The organism is Ekhidna sp. ABH4_415 (assembly GCF_056161305.1).
This window is the reverse complement of sequence record NZ_JBSWYW010000007.1, coordinates 342,654-360,977: the sequence shown is the minus strand read 5'-3', so window position 1 is coordinate 360,977 and position 18,324 is coordinate 342,654. Positions and strand designations below refer to the sequence as shown.

The window sequence follows — 18,324 nt, the reverse complement described above, 5'->3', positions numbered from 1 at the left end:
TCGCACCCCACTTTGCTAAGGGGGAGTATATCCATTCGCTACGCTTTGATTCGTAAGGTGCTACATAAATCCATTTGTCATGCTGAGGCGGCTGCAAGCCGGGACTCGAAGTATCAGACAAATGAGCATATCTTTTTCACTTTCCAGCTCGCCATGTCATGTTGAGCTTGTCGAAACATAGACATTCTGTGAACCCATTCATAAAAACGTTTGAATTACTAATTGTCGTTTCCCTTCGACAGGCTCAGGGTGACAATTAATAATTTTTGTCATGCTCACTCCTTGTCACCTTGAGTTAATCGAAAGGTGAACAACACCCTGTTCCACACCATATAAAATATCCCCCTCCCACCTCACATTCCTTCGCACCCCACTTTGCTAAGGGGGAGTATATCCATTCGCTACGCTTTGATTCGTAAGGTGCTACATAAATCCATTTGTCATGCTGAGGCGGCTGCAAGCCGGGACTCGAAGCATCAGACAAATGAGCGAGTCATTTTCACATATGGTGTAACCAATAATTGTCGTTACCCTTCGACAGGCTCAGGATGACAATTAGTTTTGATTTATGAGTGAGTTGGTTAAAACATCCCCCTCCAACCTCACATTCCTTCGCACCCCCCTTTGCTAAGGGGGAATATATCCACCAGAATGTTCACCCACCGGTCATTGGCGGTTCGCCGCTGCGGTTCTCATCCGTGTAAAGACATAAAAAAACCCACTCGTTTGAGTGGGTTTGTGGAGCCCCCAGTCGGATTATTCATACCCACAACCATGCGCGCAAGCCCCTCATGAATCTCCCGCTGGTCGATTTATCTCATACGCGCTACCATGCCGCAATTCCCCTCGTGAATTCGACCTCATACTTCGCATTTATCTCATACCCGCAAGCCATGCCGCACTTCCTCTCGTGAACCGCAAAGCGGTTTCGAACCGGAATGTTCTATTGCACAGGTCGTTGGTTCGAACTCACAACTCCTTAAAACAAAAAACCCCGACCTAATGGTCGGGGTTTGTGTTTTAGAGCCCCCAGTCGGATTATTCGTACCCACAACCATACCGCACTTCCCCTCATGAATCTCCCGCTGGTCGATTTCGATCCGGAATATTCACCCAATGGTCGTTGGTTCTCATCCAGATCAAGACATAAAAAAACCCACTCGTTTGAGTGGGTTTGTGGAGCCCCCAGTCGGATTCGAACCAACGACCTACTGATTACAAGTCAGTTGCTCTGGCCAGCTGAGCTATGGAGGCAATTTTTTTCTCCTTTCAGACCTACTGATTCTATGTCAGTTGCTCTGGCCTCCCGATAAATATCGGGAGAGCTATGGAGGCAATATTTTTATTAAAACTACACCTCTCGTTTGAGGTGGTGGATTCCAAGTCAGTTGCTCTGGTCGAAACGTCGAACCGCAGCTGAGCTATGGAGGCAATTTTTTTCTCCTTTCAGACCTACTGATTCTATGTCAGTTGCTCTGGCCTCCCGATAAATATCGGGAGAGCTATGGAGGCAATATCTTCTAAAAATGTACACCTCTCGTTTGAGGTGAGGATTCCAAGTCAGTTGCTCTGGCCTCCCGATAAATATCGGGAGAGCTATGGAGGCAATTTTTCTTTTCTTATTTAACTCCCCACTTTCGGGGCGTTCAAAACGGTTTGCAAAAATAGCAGGGTCCGGCTATTTCACAAATCTATTTTTCAATTTTGTGCAGAAATTGCTGCGAGTTGTGATTTAAGATCTTCTAACTCGCTCTCCGCCTTATCTATCTTCTCCTGCATCTCTGCTTTCAGCTTATCTGCTGTGGCTGAATCGGCAAAGAATTCCATGTTTGTATTCCAGGTAGAAATGTCGTTTTCAATACTGGAAATCTTTCGTTTGATGGAATGCTCCTTCCGGTGAAGCTTACGCTCTCCCCCTGGAGTATTCTTTAACCGTCCCATCTGGATATGATTTCTCAGATCTGTCCGGTCATCCTCATGAATATTTTCATTAGAAAGGATCTTCTCCTTCACCGAATCAAATCGATTTCTAATCTTCTTGATCGCATTTTTTGGCACAAATCCGATAGAAGTATAATTATCGATTAAATCATACAGCGTGTCCAGATCAGGACTTTCCTTCGTTCCCTCCTGCTCCAACTGATCACATACCTGCTGCTTTAGCTTCAGGTTATCCTCAAAGGCTTTGAACTGCTCCTGGTTTTGCTCTCTTCTACGGTTAAAGAAATGATCACAGGCAGCTTTGAATTTCTTATACGTCTCATTTCTTACCTTCTCAGGGACAGGACCAACATCCTTCCACACTGTCTGCAGGTGCTTCAGTTTATCTGCTGTTGAATTCCAATCGTCGCTATCCTTAAGAGCTTCTGCCTTTTCAATCAGCTCCTGCTTCTTCTGAAGATTTTCTTCTCGCTTCGATTCAAGCTCTTTGAAGAATTGATTCTTATTAGCAAAGAATCCCTTGAAGGAACCCCAGAAAGCTTTGTTAATCGCTTTTGCTTTTTCTCTTGGTACGCCACCTATGGCCTCCCACCTTTTCTGAATATCCAGGATTTCCTTGGTTTTGCCATTCCACTCAGTGATACGATCGGAGGTGAATTTGGTAAAAGCTTCTACCTCATTAATCAACTCCTGCTTTTTCACCAGATTATTTTCAAACTCCTCTTTCAGGTGTTCAAAATGCTCCTTTCGTTTTGCATAAATGGAGTCAGAAGCAGCCTTGAACCTTTGCCATAGCGGTTCCTGATTTTCCTTAGGTACGGGCCCAATGTGTTTATACTCTTCATGAAGGTCATTTAGCTGTATGATGGCCGTTTTCAAATCTTCCATCGATGCAAGGGCCTCAGCCTTTTCACAAAGCTCCTCTTTAAGCTTCATGTTCTTCTTTCGATCCAGATCCTTCAGCTCAAAGTAGATACTTCTGTTGTCATAGTATCTATCAAGTAAAGCATTGTAATTTGCCCAAAGCGTTTTATTCATTGCTCCAGGAACAGGACCAACCTTCTTCCACTCGGACTGCAGCTCTCGAACTCCATTGATACTCTCAGCAGATTCTTCACCATCTACTATTTCGCGAAGCTGCTCAAGGATTCTCTCTTTTTTCTTTAGGTTGTCTTCTTTCTGATTCTCAAGGTCTTTATAATGCTTATTTCGCTTGCTCTTTAGTTGACCATATAGGGTAATGAATTCCTTGTCCAATTCATCACCATGGTATTCAAAAGCATCTGCCTCATTTCCATCAGTAACAAACTTCTGAAGTGCCTCATTCTTCGAGACTTCATATAGCTCATCAAATCGCGGTTTGATGGCTTTCAGCACTCGATCAAGCGACCGGATATTCTCTTCATTTTTGATTTCACGGATTTTAGCCACCAGCTCCTCTTTGTCGGCGTGCTCAAAATCCAATTCCTCTTCCTCTTCCTCATCACCCTCCTCATTATGAGGATCATCTTCTTCAGATTCTATGGCTGAGTCTTCTTCCTTTTTTTCTTCCTCCACGGGCTTTTCTTCCACCTGATTTTCCTCAGCACTTGCCTCTTCTTGTGGCTGATCTTCTTTTACTTCTTCCTGAGGTTGCTCAGCTGCTACGTCACCATCCGTTTTCTCATCTTCTACTTCAGGTTGATTCTCATCTCGTAATTCAGCTTGATTCTGAACTTCCTCAGGCGTTTCGTTTTTGGTTTCGTTTGAAACGTCCTGCAATTTCTCGTTATCCATTATTGGAACCAGTTACTATTTCTCTTATGACACAAAGCTAACCAAATACCCTAATTCAGTCGGGGATCTTTTGGATAGTTAGATATGAGACGGAATTTTCCACCCATGGTTTGTAGACACGCTTTCCATAGGTCTTGGTTGTCCCAGTCAAAAATCATTTCAGGCGTGGTGTTTTTGAGCACGATCCATGATTTGGCTCGCATTTCGTCCATAAGCTGACCTGCTGCCCATCCGGAATACCCTATAAAAAAGCGAACATCCTCAGTCTGGATGGCTCGGGTGTTTGTCATTTCTGTTAGTTTATTGAAGTCTCCCCCCCAATAAACGCCTTTTACTACCTCTCTTGAAGACTCAATGAGGTTGGGTTCACGATGAATAAAATGAAGGGTGTCTTTTTCAACAGGGCCTCCAATAAAAACCTTTCCTGGGTAGTTTCCCACTTCATCCACAAGCTCGTTTAAAGCAATATTTGCTGCTTTGTTCAATACAAACCCAAATGTCCCATTTTCATCGTGCTCACAAAGAAATACTACCGTCCGATCAAAATTTGGATCAGGCAAGTAAGGCTCAGAGATCAACAAATCTCCTCTTTCCGGTTCAATTATTTTATCAGATGAAAAAAAATCCATTAATGTAATGCTGGTCTTATTGGGAGTTCATTTAAAATCACTCCTTCTTGTTGTTTCATTTCCTCCAATCTATTGTAAACGGCCTCCTCATCAAAATAATTGAGTGCCATTCTTACAAACACTTCTCCATGTCTTGCTTCAGATGCCCATAATCGATGATAGAATTGTTTGAGATCTCCTTCTTCCAACGCTTCATATACCAGTCGAAAACGTTCTGCTCCTCTTGTCTCTACCAATGAAGCTAATAAAAGCCTGTCCATGAAACGCTCTTCTCTTCCATCCCTGCATATCTTCAACAGCTTCTGAATGTACATGTCCTTCGGTATTTCATGATTAAGCTGAATACCTCGCCTTTGCATGATCTCATATACATCCCGAAAATGTTCCAACTCTTCCACAGATGTATCGATCAATTCAGGAATAATTTCGGTACGGTTAGGGTACTTGGCCACCAGGCTCAATGCCATGCCCGAAGCTTTTCGTTCACAATCTGCATGATCTTGCAGAAAGGTATCAAAATCATTCAATACAGCTTCCACCCATTCTTTTTTTGAGTCTACTGTCAAGTCAATTCTAAACTTCATCGCATTTTGGTTTTAACCTTTTTACCTTCGCTACTGTTGAGTTTCAAAAGTAAAAGGAAACCGGAACATGAGAGAAGATATTGCCTCTATCCGCAAAGAGTATACCCAGGCAAAACTGGATGAAGACACCATTCTTAAAGACCCTTTTAAACAATTTGAAAAATGGTTTAATGAGGCATTGAAAAGTGAAATCGTTGAACCAACTGCCATGGTGCTTTCCACCGTAGACCCAGAAGGGAGACCTTTTCAGCGAACTGTTCTTATGAAAATGTTCGGTGAGGATGGATTTGTATTCTACACCAATTATGAAAGCAGGAAATCCAGGCAAATCAACGAAAACCCTCAGGTTTCTGTCTTATTTCCATGGTATTCACTGGAGCGACAGGTGGCCATAACGGGCAGTATTGAAAAAGTGTCAACCAAACAGTCATTGAAATACTTTCTCTCTCGACCTAAAGGGAGCCAGCTGGGAGCATGGGTGTCTAATCAAAGTGAAGTGATATCTTCTCGAAGTGTGTTGGAGGTCAAATTGGAGCAGATGAAGAAGAAATTTAAAGAAGGAAAAATCCCCTTGCCTGATAATTGGGGTGGATATCGAATCATTCCCAACACCTTCGAATTTTGGCAGGGACGAAAAAGCCGCCTGCATGATCGTTTCTACTTCGAGCAGGATGAAAATGGATCCTGGAAATCAAACCGATTGGCCCCCTGATGTCAACCTACCTGGAGCGATACGCCTGGCCGCATGAATGTTTCCCTGATTATCAGCCACCAAAGGCACTTTCTTTGATTGTGGTCATTCCGTGTTTCAAAGAACCAGACTTAACAGGTGCGCTTGAATCCCTCAGCGGCTGCAACTACCCACCGGGCAAATCACTGGTTATTGTAGTGCTGAATGAGCCAGAAGAAGCATCCAAAGAAATCAGAAAAGCCAATGAGCAGACTATGCGGGATCTTCAGGCATTTCAATGTGATTACCCGGTATTGGTGACGCAAAAGAAACTGCCACAGAAAAAAGCAGGTGTGGGTCTGGCCCGAAAGATTGGTATGGATGAGGCAGTGCGCCTATATAAAAAAGCAGGAAAGGATGGTCCGATTGTTTGCTATGACGCAGACTGCAGATGTGATGCCAATTACCTTGAAGAAATTGAAAAGACTTATCAAAATAAGGAAACTCAATCCGGCATTGTGTTTTACGAGCACAGCCTCCATCGCGATAATCACAAAGCCATCGTTGACTATGAGCTTTACCTTCGATACTACATTGATGCATTACGATTTGCCCGGTTCCCTTATGCACATCAGACATTAGGTTCCTGTATCACCGTCCGATCGTCCATGTATGAAAAAGTGGGTGGCATGAACACACGTAAGGCTGGAGAGGATTTCTATTTTCTTAACAAAACCATTCCTCATGGTGGATTTGTTGAGATCAACACAACCACTATTCGTCCCTCTGATCGGGTATCCGATCGCGTTCCATTTGGAACCGGTAAAGCGATAAATGATATCCTTCAGGAAGATGATAAATACCACGTCTATCATCCCAATACATTCGAAGACCTGAAACTATTTTTTGATAAAGTGGATGACTTTTGGAGCCAGGAAGAATGGAAGCTGCCAATGACGATTCAGACGTTCCTTGGTGGTGATTGGATAGAACAGATAATAGATCTTAAGAATCATGTAAGTTCGCTTGAGCAGTTTCGAAAACGATTTTTTCATTGGTTTGATGCATTTAAAATTCTAAAGTTTGTTCATTTCTGCAGAGATGAGTTTTACCAGAATGTGGAGTTGGAAGAGGCGCTGGAGTGGCTCAGACAAAAACATTTTTTCCTGAAAGGAACAAAGGAATCTCTACTAATCCAGCTGAGGTATTTGGATCGTCAATACGAAAATGAAAGCTGAGCCAGCAAAGCAAATGAAAGCGCGTTATCCAGTTCTGGTCGAGTTGATGGATTAATCACATACTGCACGTCAGGCTGAAGGAGCAACCAGGACGTAAAAGGTAAAGAATAGGTGAATTCGATGACTGTTTCAGTCGTTTCTGAACTGTTTTGCAGTTCCTGAAATGCTGATCCGTTGAACCCCGATGAAAATGCTAACCCAAAATTGTCATCCATCGTTGTGATTGGATTACTCGCTAACAAGCCACCGGACAGTGCAGCTCCAAACCGATTATACTTGTCATTGGCTATCCCATACCTGGCGAACAGGGCAATGTAATTTTCATTACCTCCTATGGGAAAGTACTTTTGCCCCCCTAAATAGAGTCCAAAATTTCCCCGTGATGATCCCTGACTATTGATCTCCTCAAATTCATTGGTATAATACCATCCTCCAATGTTGATCTTGTCCTTTTTATAAACATCATGCTCCCGCCCAACCTTCCTTCGGCGAGTGACATATGATCGCTCGATGTTTCTATTGTTATTCGCAAAATCTGTCCCGATATAAATGGATATTTCTCCCGCTACAAGTGCACCTTCTTCCGACCTTAATTGAATTTGATTGCTTTCCAGTCTGGCAGGATCACCTGGTACGGCATCCAAAATAGCCAATCTGATTCGTGTCCTGCTTCCAACAAAAGTGGCAACACGAACTCCAAAAGAGGAGATCGGGAAAATTGACGGACCATTCAAGCCACTTTGAGCATATTCAGCCCCTATCCCAAAAGAGCTATTGATAAATAAAGTACCGGGTCTCAAAACATCAAATTCGGAGTTTAAATCATATAGCCCAACCAGAACTGAAATTCGATCATCTATGAAGTTTTGCTGGATCCAAAACTCAAACAACCTCCACGTTTTGGGGGCTTCAATATTGCTGGCTATTTGGAAGTCTCCCATGAGCTCTGATGCCATGTCTCCATGATTGCCAAGTCCATACACAAAGAGTGATAGGTTATCATTTAACCCAAATACCTGATCGAAATTGATTTTAGCAGTAACATCCGCATTGTCCATGTAGACAAACCCTGTCTCCAATCCTCCACTGGCATTGTACCAGGGAAGTGCTGAGTAGACTGCTTCCAATTCAAGCCAGGATTTTTCAGTTTGTGCTACACTGATTCCGGATGCTAAAAAAAGCACCAAATAAGAAAGAGATACAAAACGATTCACGTGTGATGGGTTGCATTAAAGAAAGTTAATTTTATCCAACTAACACCGTGAAATTCTAAATGTTTTTTGATTAATAAATACAAGGATTATTGTTCATACAATGGTTGGAGATAATCGAAACAAGCTCTAATTTCAAGCTGTATCTTATTAAACCATCAATTATGATCAAGCGAATATCTTACATCGTTTCTTGTGTACTTTTCTCTTTTGGTGCCTCTTCTCAAGCTCCCAAAATAGATGTCGAATTGCTTAAAGGGGATCAACCTAAATTCTTAAAATCATTTGCTAGTTCACCAGCTGCACGAGAAACGCTAAATGGAACCGACCTAAATATCGGAACTCTCATAGGAGGATGGCATGCACAAGCTGTGGCTCAATACAAAGATTATATCTATGTGGCATTTAGTACCGGTGATCGGACGGGAGGAAAAATCCCTTCATCCAAGGCCGGCACGCACCCTTCCAAGCTTTGGATCTACAACACCAAAACCAAGCAAGGGAAGATTAAGGAATTAGAAAAGGGGTATGCTCACCCTTGCTCTATACAGATCACGGGCAAGTATCTAACCATCGCCATTGAAGCAGAATATGGATTAAGTCAGGCCGCCTTAGGCACCAAAAGGGAATCGAAATCAATGGCGTTGATTTTTGATTTGGAAAAGGACCCAAACTGCTCTTTTGAGGTAGCCCGAATACAGCAAGATAATGTAAACTCCGGGGGTGCAGGGCTTACATACAGCGATCAGATGAAATGCTGGTACCTACTAATGGATCAGGATTCTGAAAATGGAAAAGTAGTCATCTACAAAACCAAAGATCAGAACATTAGCTCTTGGATAAAGGAACCGATAGCAAAATACAATCGATTTGGATCAGGAGCTGGTCTTAACCTGATCACTGCCTCAGATAACTCTATCTGGGGATTATATTATGATGTAACCGAGAGCCTTCCAAACCTCTCAAAATGGGAGATTTCTGGCGATGAGATTTATTTATTCAAACTGATTGAACCGAATGGAACTCCTGTAACTCAACGGATGATTTACAGTCAGGTGGTAGAAATTGGTGCACCTAGAATAAAACAGGCAGGCGAACTCCTAGCAAACAGACCCGGCATGAGATTTGGCGCTAGCCTGAGAAACGAAAACGGAAAACTTGAAATCCTGATGTGTCAAAGAAACATGGACGATAAGTTTTTTATTAGTCGTACTCCACTGCTAATGAAGGAACAGACGAAAGTTGCGTTTGTCAATTTCGCAAGAACTAAAGGAGAAATAAAATGCTCCTCTGTAACAAACAAATCTCAAAACTATAGCTCACAACATCTTCAAATGGAATCCTGGAATAAAATACTGGATGCCCCGGTAAAATGCGATGTAAACTACTTACCTGTAAGTGTCGCTGGCCTAAAAAGTCTAAATGTACCCAAATGGCAGGACGTTGCAGAGTATGAGTCAAAAGCTCCTTTGGCACTTATTTACTTAGAAGGAACAGACAAAATAACAGGTCAAATCCGGGAATTCTACCCAACTAAGAAAACCGATAAAATACTGAAATAGATGCAGCCTACTTGAGATTTAAAGCAGATCAAAAAGGCTTTTAACACCCAAAAAGTGCTTTACTTTAAACCCTTCAGCATACTCTACACCTATGCGTTGGCCCCATTCCCGGGCACGTGATTCCAGCATGGTCATAAATCCTTTAGAGCTTATAAAAGTTTCGGGTTCCTTACTATTGGGATCATGAAACTGAGACTTAAATGCATTAATGGCGGCCCTTCTTTCTTCCATTACATCAGATACATCTACGAGAATATCCGGTTCGTGTGCAGTGCTTTGTATCGAAAAATAGAGTTTCTCCGGACGGTAAAAGTCTTGCTTCACTCCCTCCCATTCCGTTTCCACAGCTTTCAAACCAGCTATGAAGCAAGCAGTCTCTACGAGCTGAGCCCCTCTGGTATGATCAGGATGACGATCATAAATAGAATTTGTGATTACAATTCGTGGTTGAAAACGCCTGATTTGCTCAGCAATTTTGATTTGATTCTCCTTATTATTCTCAAAAAACCCATCAGCCAATCCCAGATTTTGCCGAACGGAGAGATTCAATATATCCGCCGCATCTTTTGCCTCCTGTGCCCTGATTTCAGGGGTCCCTCTGGTTCCCAATTCCCCTTTTGTCAAATCCAGAATTCCAGTTTTAAACCCTTGCTTTTGGTGAGTAAGTAGCGTGCCTCCAAAAGAAAGCTCTACATCGTCAGGGTGGGCAACTATGGCAAGTATATCTAGTTTCATTATCAATCAATTTTCCGTATGCGACAAAGAAACACCATTCGTATAATATTGGTTTTCACTGATCAATAATTTCCTAACTTCAATCCTCATTTCAAACCTAAAGTAATAACCTATGCAAAAATGTGACAGCCTTGTCAGGTCTGCATGTATGCTATTTCTGATTGGGGTAATGCCATTGATTGGATTAGCACAAGACAGTGATCTGAAGCCTGTAACCAATAAGTATGTAATTAAAAACGCAACTATTGTACAGGCACCAGGAAAAACCATACAGAATGGTACGGTGCTAATTGAAAACGGAATCATTAAAGCAGTAGGATCAAGTGTAGCTATCCCGGCAGATGCCTGGGTTGTAGATGCTGATTCGATGTTTGTTTATGCCGGATTTATAAGCGGACTTTCAAATATAGGAGTTGAAAAACCCAAGGAAGAGGAACAGAAAGATGACCGGAAACTAACCGGGAGCCCTACTTATGAGCGAGCCGGCATCACTCCGGGCAATTCTGCGAGAGAGATGCTTAAACCCGATGATAAATCAGTTGAGAATTTTAGAAAGCTTGGATTTACTGCCGCTCACAGTGTACCTCACAATGGAATGCTACCGGGAACAGGAACGATCATTCTTCTTGGGGCAAAAGACGGTGAAAGTATGGTTGTGAAAGATCAGACTTCCATGTTCTCTCAACTAATGGATGCAGACGGTGTTTATCCAAACACGGTAATTGGTGTGATGGCCAAGTACCGTGATCTGTACCGCAAGGCAAGCCAGGCGCGTGATTATGAGAATAGGTACAACAGTAACCCAAATGGCTTGGAGCGTCCGAAAACAGATGCAGTGCTTCAAGCGCTTTATCCAGTTGTATCGAAACAGATGACGGTGGCTTTTAAAGCCGAAGGAGTCAAAGACATCATGCGGGTAATTGCCCTTCAAAAAGATCTTGGGTTCAGGATGATGCTTGCCGAAGTGAAACAAGGTTGGGATGCAATTCCTATGATCAAATCCACTGGCGCTCCGGTGTTTCTCTCCTTAGATCTCCCTGAATGGAAAGAGGAAGAAGAAAAGAAAAAAGAAGACAAAGAAGAAGATGGTGAGGAGAAATCAGACGAAAAAGAACCGACCGAATCAGAGTTAGAGGAAAAGGCATTAAAGGAAAGACAAAATGCCACGATCAAAAACTATTACACACAGGCGGGTAAATTCCGAAGCAATGGAATCAAGTTTGGTTTTTCCACTATAGAGGTAAAGTCAAAGGATTTTAAAACCAATCTTTTGAAGGTGATTGAAAGCGGTCTTTCAGAGGACCATGCTCTTGCTGCTCTTACAACAGAGCCTGCAAGTATTCTTGGCGTTTCCAACCAAATGGGGACCATTGAGGCTGGGAAAATGGCCAACCTGATCGTTTCAGATACTGCCTACTTCACAAAAGACGCCAATGTACGCTTCGTATTCGTAGATGGAGTAAAATACGAATACAAGGGAAAAAAGAAGAAAAAGAAAAAAAGCAATACAGGTGAGGCAGTTGATGCTGCTGGCGTCTGGAACTATACGACAGAAACACCTCAAGGAGACGGGAGTGGTGTTATCACCATTAAAGGTACTCCCGGAAATTACAACGGAACCATTTCAATAAGCTTCAATGAAAGCACCAATGAAATTGAAAATATTGAGGTAGAGGGCAACAAGGTAACTTTCTCATTTAAACTGAATATGGGAGAAGAAATTACGGTTGAAATAACCATGGATATAGATGGCGATAATTTTGAAGGATCGCTAACGGTAGCCCAGTTTGGAAGTTTCCCGATGGAAGGATCACGTGAACCAAATAAATAAAATTGGACATGAAAAAACTGAATTTATATATAGCAATACTTTTGGCAATCACTTGTGTGATAGCCCAGGAAAAAGGAAGTGTGCTGATCAAAAACGGTACTGTTTTGACCGTAACGAATGGCACACTCGAGAATACGGATGTCCTTATTAGAGACGGTAAAATTTCTAAGATAGGAGAAGGACTCAGTGCTCCCAGTGGCTCCAGGACCATAGATGCAGACGGCATGTTTGTAATGCCCGGCATTATTGATGCACACTCACATCTGGCACTGGATGCAGTGAATGAGGCGACTAATCCTGTTACTGCTGAAGTATGGGTTGGTGATGCATTAGACCCCCTTGATGTAGGCATTTACCAGGCACTTGCTGGTGGAGTAACCACCGCCCATGCTATGCACGGTTCTGCCAATGCAATCGGTGGACAGTGTGAAACCGTGAAGTTTCGATATGGGGAGATTGATCCTGATAAAATGCGAATGGCAGGAGCTCCGCGTACCATCAAATTTGCACTCGGTGAAAACCCGACACGTGTGCATGGAGCTGGAAATGGCATCCTACCACGTACCCGAATGGGAGTTGAGCATGTCATTCGAAGCTCCTTCCAGGAAGCAAAAGAATACATGGAGGCCTGGGATGAGTACAACAAGAACAAAAACAACAAGCGCTTCAAAGGAAAGGCCCCTCAGTATGACCTGAGACTGGAAACACTTGCTGATATTCTGAAAGGCAATATCATCATCCACTGCCACTCCTATCGTGCGGATGAGATTTATATGCTCATGCAGGTCTGCAAAGATTTTGGAGTGGATAAGTTAGTCTTCCAGCATGTAAATGAAGGATTCAAAGTAGCGCCTGAACTAGCCAAGTTCGGAGCTGGCGCCTCGGTTTTTGCTGATTGGTGGGCTTATAAGTTTGAAGTGTACTACAGCACGGCTTACAATGCAGCCATTCTAACTAAGAATGGTGTCACTACTTCCATCAATTCAGATTCTGGAGAACTGATTCGTCACCTTTACCACGAGGCAGCCAAGTCACAGAAGTATGGTGGGCTAAATGACGATGAAGCACTTTCATTGATTACGATCAATCCTGCCAAACAACTCGGCATTGATCATAGAGTTGGATCTTTAGAGGAAGGAAAAGAAGGTGATGTAGCGATTTTCAAAAATCATCCCCTATCTATTTATGCGGTTCCTATGATGACTATTGTAGATGGTATCGTAAGATTCGATCGTGAAAATGATCCTGCAGATATGCGGATCTATCCTGATCCGGAAGAAAAGATCGATGTGACGCTTTGGGAAAAAGAGGATCACGATCGATGCATGCAGAACACCGAATTTTTATTCAATAAATAGTTTCGAGAAATAAGTTACGAGGTTCGAGCATGAAGAATTTTAAACAATTAATGATCTGGCAAAAGGGATTGGAGATGATCATGAGTTTCAAAAAGAAAATTGAAACCAACTCGTAACTCACGACTCAAGACTTAAAACTTTGAAAATTATGAAGAAAATTAAATATACATTCACATTGCTTCTGCTCATGACGGCTTGCCTGGCTTTTGCCCAGATTCCAAGTGCTGAGACAGGGACATTCGCATTAACTAACGCGAAAATTGAAACGGTAACTAATGGAACCATCGAGAATGGAACATTAGTAATTGCCGATGGAATGATAACCGATATTGGAACAAGTGTTTCTATTCCGCAAGGTGCGAAAACCATCGATTGTACCGGAATGACTATTTATCCGGGAATGATCGACGGAGGAACACAAATAGGACTAATTGAGATTAGTGCTGTGGATAGAACCAGAGATAATAACGAGATTGGAGATGTCATCCCTCACATCCAGGCATTGACAGCTGTAAACCCAAGCTCAGTTATTCATCCAGTGACAAGGGTGAGTGGAGTCACCACTGCACTTACCCTGCCTTCCGGAGGACTCTTCCCAGGAACAGCTGCGTTAATAAATCTGCATGGCTACACGCCAGACCAGATGTATGCAGGGTTTAAAGGAGTAGTTCTAAACTTCCCGGCAACAGGAAGAAGAGGAAGATGGGACCGAAGATCGGATGAGGATATCAAGAAAGCTGCTGAAAAGGCGCTCAAGCAACTCAATGAAGTCTGGGAGAAAGCTGTTCAGTATCATAAAATTGATTCGGCATCAGGAGGCAAAGACCAACCATACTATCCTGAGATGGAAGCAATGCTTCCCGTAGTACGAGGAGAAATGAAACTTCTCGTCAATGTAAATTCTTCTAAGGACATCATAGCTGCCCTGGAGTGGATAGAGGAAAAAGGAGCAAATGCAATCCTTTGTGGTGTAGCAGAAGGATGGAGAGTGGCTGATAAGATTGCCGAAGCTGGTGTACCAGTTATTACCGGACCTGTTCTAAGCAATCCTACCCGAAGCTATGACCGATATGATCGACCATATGCCAATGCCGGAGCAATGCAGAAAGCAGGTGTGAAGGTAGCCATCCGAACCAATGAGGTGGAGAATGTAAGAAACCTCCCCTACCATGCTGGATTTGCTGCTACCTATGGCATGGGTAAAGAGGAAGCACTAAAAGCAATCACGATCGTTCCGGCCGAGATATTTGGGGTAGCGGATAAATATGGCTCCCTGGAAAAGGGGAAAGTAGCCAATCTCTTTGTAGCTACAGGTGATCCTTTCGAGACCAAAACACAAATCAAGTATGTTTTTATAGACGGCTGGAATATCCCGATGATTAGCAGACACACGCAGCTATATGAGGAATACCTGAATAGAGCTCCGGGAGTCGAAAAATAATTAATTAGTTAAATAAACCTGAAAGGCATCTCAAATATGAGGTGCCTTTTTTGTTAGATCTAACTAATTTAGACATATGTCTAAATCAGAAAAGAAATATGATATCGGTATTGCATTGGGAGGAGGCGGAGCTAGAGGGTTTGCTCATCTGGGCATTTTGCAAGCTTTGGATGAAAAAGGGATCAAACCAGATGTGATTTCAGGCGTTAGTGCTGGAGCCATAGCAGGAGCATTCATTGCTTCAGGTCATTCTCCAAAGGAAGCATTCGATATCATTAAGGAATATCGGTTTACAGCTATTTCTGAGCTCAACATCCCAAAGACAGGATTACTTAGTTCAGCAAAGATGAAATCCCGTATGCTCAAAAAAATTCCGATTGAAAAATTGGAAGATCTGGAAACCCCTTTGATTATTTGTGTGAGCAACATGCTGGAAGGCAAACCAGAATATATCACCGAGGGACCTTTGGCAGATATCATTCAGGCTTCAGCTTCTATCCCCGTTCTTTTTAGCCCGGTTGAATTCAATGGCAAGCTGTATTCTGATGGTGGAATATTTGATAACGTACCTGTTAAACCACTCAAAGACATTTGTAAGAAAACAATCGGTGTTAGCATCAGCCCAATACAGGAAATTGACGAACTAACTAATCTCATTCAGGTAGCTACCCGTATGTTTCAGCTTGCTGTCAACCCAAGCAATGGCGAACTTAAAAAACAATGTGACGTGTTTATAGAACCTCCTGAGTTGTGTAATTATGATATCATGGATACCAAACATGCCCAAGAGATTTTTGATATCGGCTATGATTATGTAAAAAAAATGGATATTGATATTTGATTATGAGTACGGCGCTGCTTATTTCCAATCTGGCCATTGGACCACTTCTTTTGATTTTAAGTTTAATCTTCAAGGCCTTCCCACCCAAAAACAGAAACTGGCTGTACGGATACAGAACTGTTCGTTCTATGAAGTCTCAAGAGGCTTGGGATGCTTCTAATAAATATTCAATGGATTTGATGGTTTGGATTGCTATTATCACCATTATCCTTCAAATCGTATTGTATTTTGTTTTTGATCCGGCCACCGCACTCATTACAGCATGCAGTGTGATGTGCATCCTTTTAGTGGGAACTCTCTTTATTATTGAAAGGTACCTCAAGGAAAATTTTGATTCAGAGGGAAAACCAAAGAAGTAGCTCACTGCTCAATTGATATAGCATCAAACATCAATAGCTCCCCTCCTTCTATTTCGCATTGTATTCGTATAGGATTGCAACAGACTTCACAGTCTTCTACATAATCCTGCTTTGTTACTGATGGATCAATCAGCATGCTTATCTCTGCGCCGCAATACGGGCAATGAAAGAAATGTTCGATCATACTTCCTTGAGCTTTGAGCCAAAAAGTATGGCTATAATCATCAATAACATCAATGATGCAATCATCACTTTTACACCAAAAAAGCCTGCAACCATACTCAGCACTCCGGAAAATAAGGTCATCACTCCCATAAAAGTATTGGCTACAGATACATAAAGTGGTCGCTCATCAGCAGGAGCATAATCCACCAGGTAAGTCTTCCTTGCCATCCTAGCACCACCATAAGCCATGATGATCAAGAAAAAGACCGGACCAAAAAAGTAGATGTTTTGAATATCAGATGGAAGGTTGTCAAACAATAGGACATAAAAACATATGATTGCTGCGAATGCCGAACTTACCATCATCACCTTTTTGCTGCTCTGATCAGAAAACTTCCCCCAAAATGGACTGCTAATGGTATTGGATATTCCTGCAGCAATCACAAAAAGACCCAGTCCCGATAGCTCCACATCCATATTTTCCGTGGCATACAAAACGAAAAATGGCTGCACCAATGGAATGGCTAGCAGCAAAGCCCGAGTGATCAGAAATTGCCTAAAGTTGGTATCCGCTTTTATCAGCGACCAACCGTTTTTTATTTCATCAATAGGTGACCGACCTCCGGAGGTTGCTCCGGGCTTCTCCTTAATAAAGGCAAATAGTATAGCTGAAGTAATCCAAAGGATTCCAGCAAAGACAAAAAGCCAGATAAACGAATCAATAGAACGACTACCATCTACGATGAAATAAAGGGCAAAACCTGCAAGGATGGTCAGAACTCCTCCACCTGTTGCTCTGAAAGACAGCAGTCGGCCTCTTTTACCTTTTGGAATGGTTTTTCCCATCACATCTTTAAAGGAAATTGAACCTACTCCGCTTGCCATACTAAAAAGCAAAAGCAATAAAATCACAAGAATCCCTGCTGTTCCAGCCTCATACCTAAAGCAGACGAGCGCCATCAAAAGCAGCATTAGTCCCTGAAAAAATCCTGCAGCTACCCAGAAATATTTTCGGATTTTAAAGGCCCTGATTTTGGCAGATACGATCAGCTGCGGAAGTAACGAACCCGTATTCTTAATTGGAACCAATAGTCCTGAATAAAAGGCGGGCGCACCCAGAAGCGAGAATATATATGGAATAATCAAGCCTGGACTAGCTATTTGCTCTGCCAGTTTGGTACAAAACCCATTCAGCCCATTGAGTAGAAAATTTCCAGGAGCTTCCTTACATGAATCCTCGGAGATTGCATCGCATGCTCGCTCCTCACCCGATTCTGCAACATATTCATATACCCGTTCGCTGATTGGTTCTTTAGACATACCCTAATAACCTTCACTTGAAGTGAGTGTTTTTGAAATTTAAAATTGCTAAAAAGATCGACAATGCTCGTCTAGTTAAAAAAATATAAATTTCCATTTAAGCCAATGAACTTTCAATGAACTTCTCTGAGCAAGACTTTGAAGCACTCTTCAAAGAGCACTACCCCTTCTTGTGCTCCTTTGCAAGAAAGTACATTCAGGATGTGGATGATTGCAAAGACATAGTTCACAATGCTTTTTTAAAACTGTGGCAAAAACAGGATGAGATTGATTTGACTAAACCACTAAAGCCTTATCTCTTCAAATCGGTGCACAATTTGTGTCTCAATTACATCCGAGATAGAAAGAAAATTGTGCAACATGACTTACAAACAGACACTGAGGCCATTCCGGCCTACGTTGAATCCAGAGATTACCTAGAGGAGTCTGAATTACAAACCAGGATTGTGCAAGCCATTGAAAACCTTCCTGACAAGACCAAACGCATTTTTTCTTTGAGTAGGTTTGAAGGCAAGAAGTACAGAGAAATTGCCGAAATAGAGAACATTTCTGTGAAAACCGTAGAAGATCAAATATCCAAAGCATTGCGTTTATTACGTGAAAAACTGAAGGATTATCTGATTATTTACATTTTTATTCAATTTATAACAGGGTTATGACGCT

Annotated in this window: 16 protein-coding genes and 1 tRNA gene; 9 read left to right on the top strand and 8 right to left on the bottom strand. The window is 42.3% G+C overall.

Translation table 11 applies throughout. The features are described from left to right. Nucleotides 1-1,177: 1,177 nt before the first annotated feature. The 4 genes from ACXAH9_RS14560 to ACXAH9_RS14545 form a co-directional block, all read right to left on the bottom strand. A tRNA-Thr gene (locus ACXAH9_RS14560) sits at nt 1,178-1,254 on the bottom strand. A gap of 444 nt (nt 1,255-1,698) precedes the next feature. Then, complete coding sequence (locus ACXAH9_RS14555) at nt 1,699-3,717, bottom strand: DUF349 domain-containing protein (RefSeq protein ID WP_474895581.1); 2,019 nt, start codon at nt 3,715-3,717, stop codon at nt 1,699-1,701. A gap of 50 nt (nt 3,718-3,767) precedes the next feature. Beyond that, nucleotides 3,768-4,346, bottom strand: coding sequence for a YqgE/AlgH family protein (locus ACXAH9_RS14550; protein ID WP_474895580.1), 579 nt, complete (start codon nt 4,344-4,346; stop codon nt 3,768-3,770). Continuing rightward, nucleotides 4,346-4,930: a MiaE family protein gene (locus ACXAH9_RS14545; RefSeq protein ID WP_474895579.1), complete on the bottom strand. Its 585-nt coding sequence runs from the start codon at nt 4,928-4,930 to the stop codon at nt 4,346-4,348. The genes ACXAH9_RS14550 and ACXAH9_RS14545 overlap by 1 nt, the downstream gene beginning before the upstream one ends. A 67-nt stretch (nt 4,931-4,997) precedes the next feature. Here ACXAH9_RS14545 and pdxH point away from each other — a divergent pair, with 67 nt between their 5' ends. Next, on the top strand, nt 4,998-5,642 hold the full coding sequence (gene pdxH / locus ACXAH9_RS14540; RefSeq protein WP_474895578.1) for a pyridoxamine 5'-phosphate oxidase: 645 nt from the start codon (nt 4,998-5,000) through the stop codon (nt 5,640-5,642). Further along, the gene (locus ACXAH9_RS14535; protein ID WP_474895577.1) at nt 5,642-6,838 is read left to right on the top strand and encodes a glycosyltransferase family 2 protein; all 1,197 of its coding nucleotides are present in this window, start codon (nt 5,642-5,644) and stop codon (nt 6,836-6,838) included. The genes pdxH and ACXAH9_RS14535 overlap by 1 nt, the downstream gene beginning before the upstream one ends. Here the strand turns inward: ACXAH9_RS14535 and ACXAH9_RS14530 are convergent. Further along, nucleotides 6,817-8,052 carry a carbohydrate porin gene (locus ACXAH9_RS14530; protein ID WP_474895576.1) on the bottom strand — a complete coding sequence of 412 codons (1,236 nt, stop codon included), beginning with the start codon at nt 8,050-8,052 and terminating at the stop codon, nt 6,817-6,819. The genes ACXAH9_RS14535 and ACXAH9_RS14530 overlap by 22 nt on opposite strands. 161 nt (nt 8,053-8,213) lie before the next feature. Here ACXAH9_RS14530 and ACXAH9_RS14525 point away from each other — a divergent pair, with 161 nt between their 5' ends. Continuing rightward, nucleotides 8,214-9,611, top strand: a complete 1,398-nt coding sequence (locus ACXAH9_RS14525) for a hypothetical protein (protein WP_474895575.1) — start codon at nt 8,214-8,216, stop codon at nt 9,609-9,611. Nucleotides 9,612-9,629: 18 nt separating this feature from the next. Here the strand turns inward: ACXAH9_RS14525 and bshB1 are convergent, their stop codons facing one another. Continuing rightward, complete coding sequence (gene bshB1 / locus ACXAH9_RS14520; protein ID WP_474895574.1) at nt 9,630-10,346, bottom strand: bacillithiol biosynthesis deacetylase BshB1; 717 nt, start codon at nt 10,344-10,346, stop codon at nt 9,630-9,632. Nucleotides 10,347-10,458: 112 nt separating this feature from the next. Here bshB1 and ACXAH9_RS14515 point away from each other — a divergent pair, with 112 nt between their 5' ends. From ACXAH9_RS14515 to ACXAH9_RS14495, 5 genes are all read left to right on the top strand, one after another. After that, complete coding sequence (locus ACXAH9_RS14515) at nt 10,459-12,177, top strand: amidohydrolase family protein (protein ID WP_474895573.1); 1,719 nt, start codon at nt 10,459-10,461, stop codon at nt 12,175-12,177. 8 nt (nt 12,178-12,185) lie between these two features. Continuing rightward, a complete protein-coding gene (locus tag ACXAH9_RS14510) occupies nt 12,186-13,535 on the top strand; it encodes an amidohydrolase family protein (RefSeq protein ID WP_474895572.1) in 1,350 nt (449 codons plus the stop codon). A 148-nt stretch (nt 13,536-13,683) separates the two neighbouring features. Continuing rightward, nucleotides 13,684-14,976 carry an amidohydrolase family protein gene (locus tag ACXAH9_RS14505; RefSeq protein ID WP_474895571.1) on the top strand — a complete coding sequence of 431 codons (1,293 nt, stop codon included), beginning with the start codon at nt 13,684-13,686 and terminating at the stop codon, nt 14,974-14,976. Nucleotides 14,977-15,052: 76 nt separating this feature from the next. Then, nucleotides 15,053-15,817, top strand: coding sequence for a patatin-like phospholipase family protein (locus ACXAH9_RS14500; RefSeq protein ID WP_474895570.1), 765 nt, complete (start codon nt 15,053-15,055; stop codon nt 15,815-15,817). Between the two features lie 2 nt (nt 15,818-15,819). Next, complete coding sequence (locus ACXAH9_RS14495; RefSeq protein WP_474895569.1) at nt 15,820-16,176, top strand: SdpI family protein; 357 nt, start codon at nt 15,820-15,822, stop codon at nt 16,174-16,176. Between the two features lies 1 nt (nt 16,177). Here the strand turns inward: ACXAH9_RS14495 and ACXAH9_RS14490 are convergent, their stop codons facing one another. Together ACXAH9_RS14490 and ACXAH9_RS14485 are read right to left on the bottom strand one after the other, a co-directional pair. Beyond that, complete coding sequence (locus ACXAH9_RS14490) at nt 16,178-16,360, bottom strand: CPXCG motif-containing cysteine-rich protein (RefSeq protein ID WP_474895568.1); 183 nt, start codon at nt 16,358-16,360, stop codon at nt 16,178-16,180. After that, entirely contained in the window at nt 16,357-17,661 is a 1,305-nt protein-coding gene (locus ACXAH9_RS14485; RefSeq protein WP_474895567.1) for an MFS transporter, read from the bottom strand. The genes ACXAH9_RS14490 and ACXAH9_RS14485 overlap by 4 nt, the downstream gene beginning before the upstream one ends. Nucleotides 17,662-17,777: 116 nt before the next feature. Between ACXAH9_RS14485 and ACXAH9_RS14480 the strand changes: the two genes are divergently transcribed. After that, complete coding sequence (locus ACXAH9_RS14480; protein ID WP_474895566.1) at nt 17,778-18,320, top strand: RNA polymerase sigma-70 factor; 543 nt, start codon at nt 17,778-17,780, stop codon at nt 18,318-18,320. The last annotated feature ends 4 nt before the right edge of the window (nt 18,321-18,324 follow it).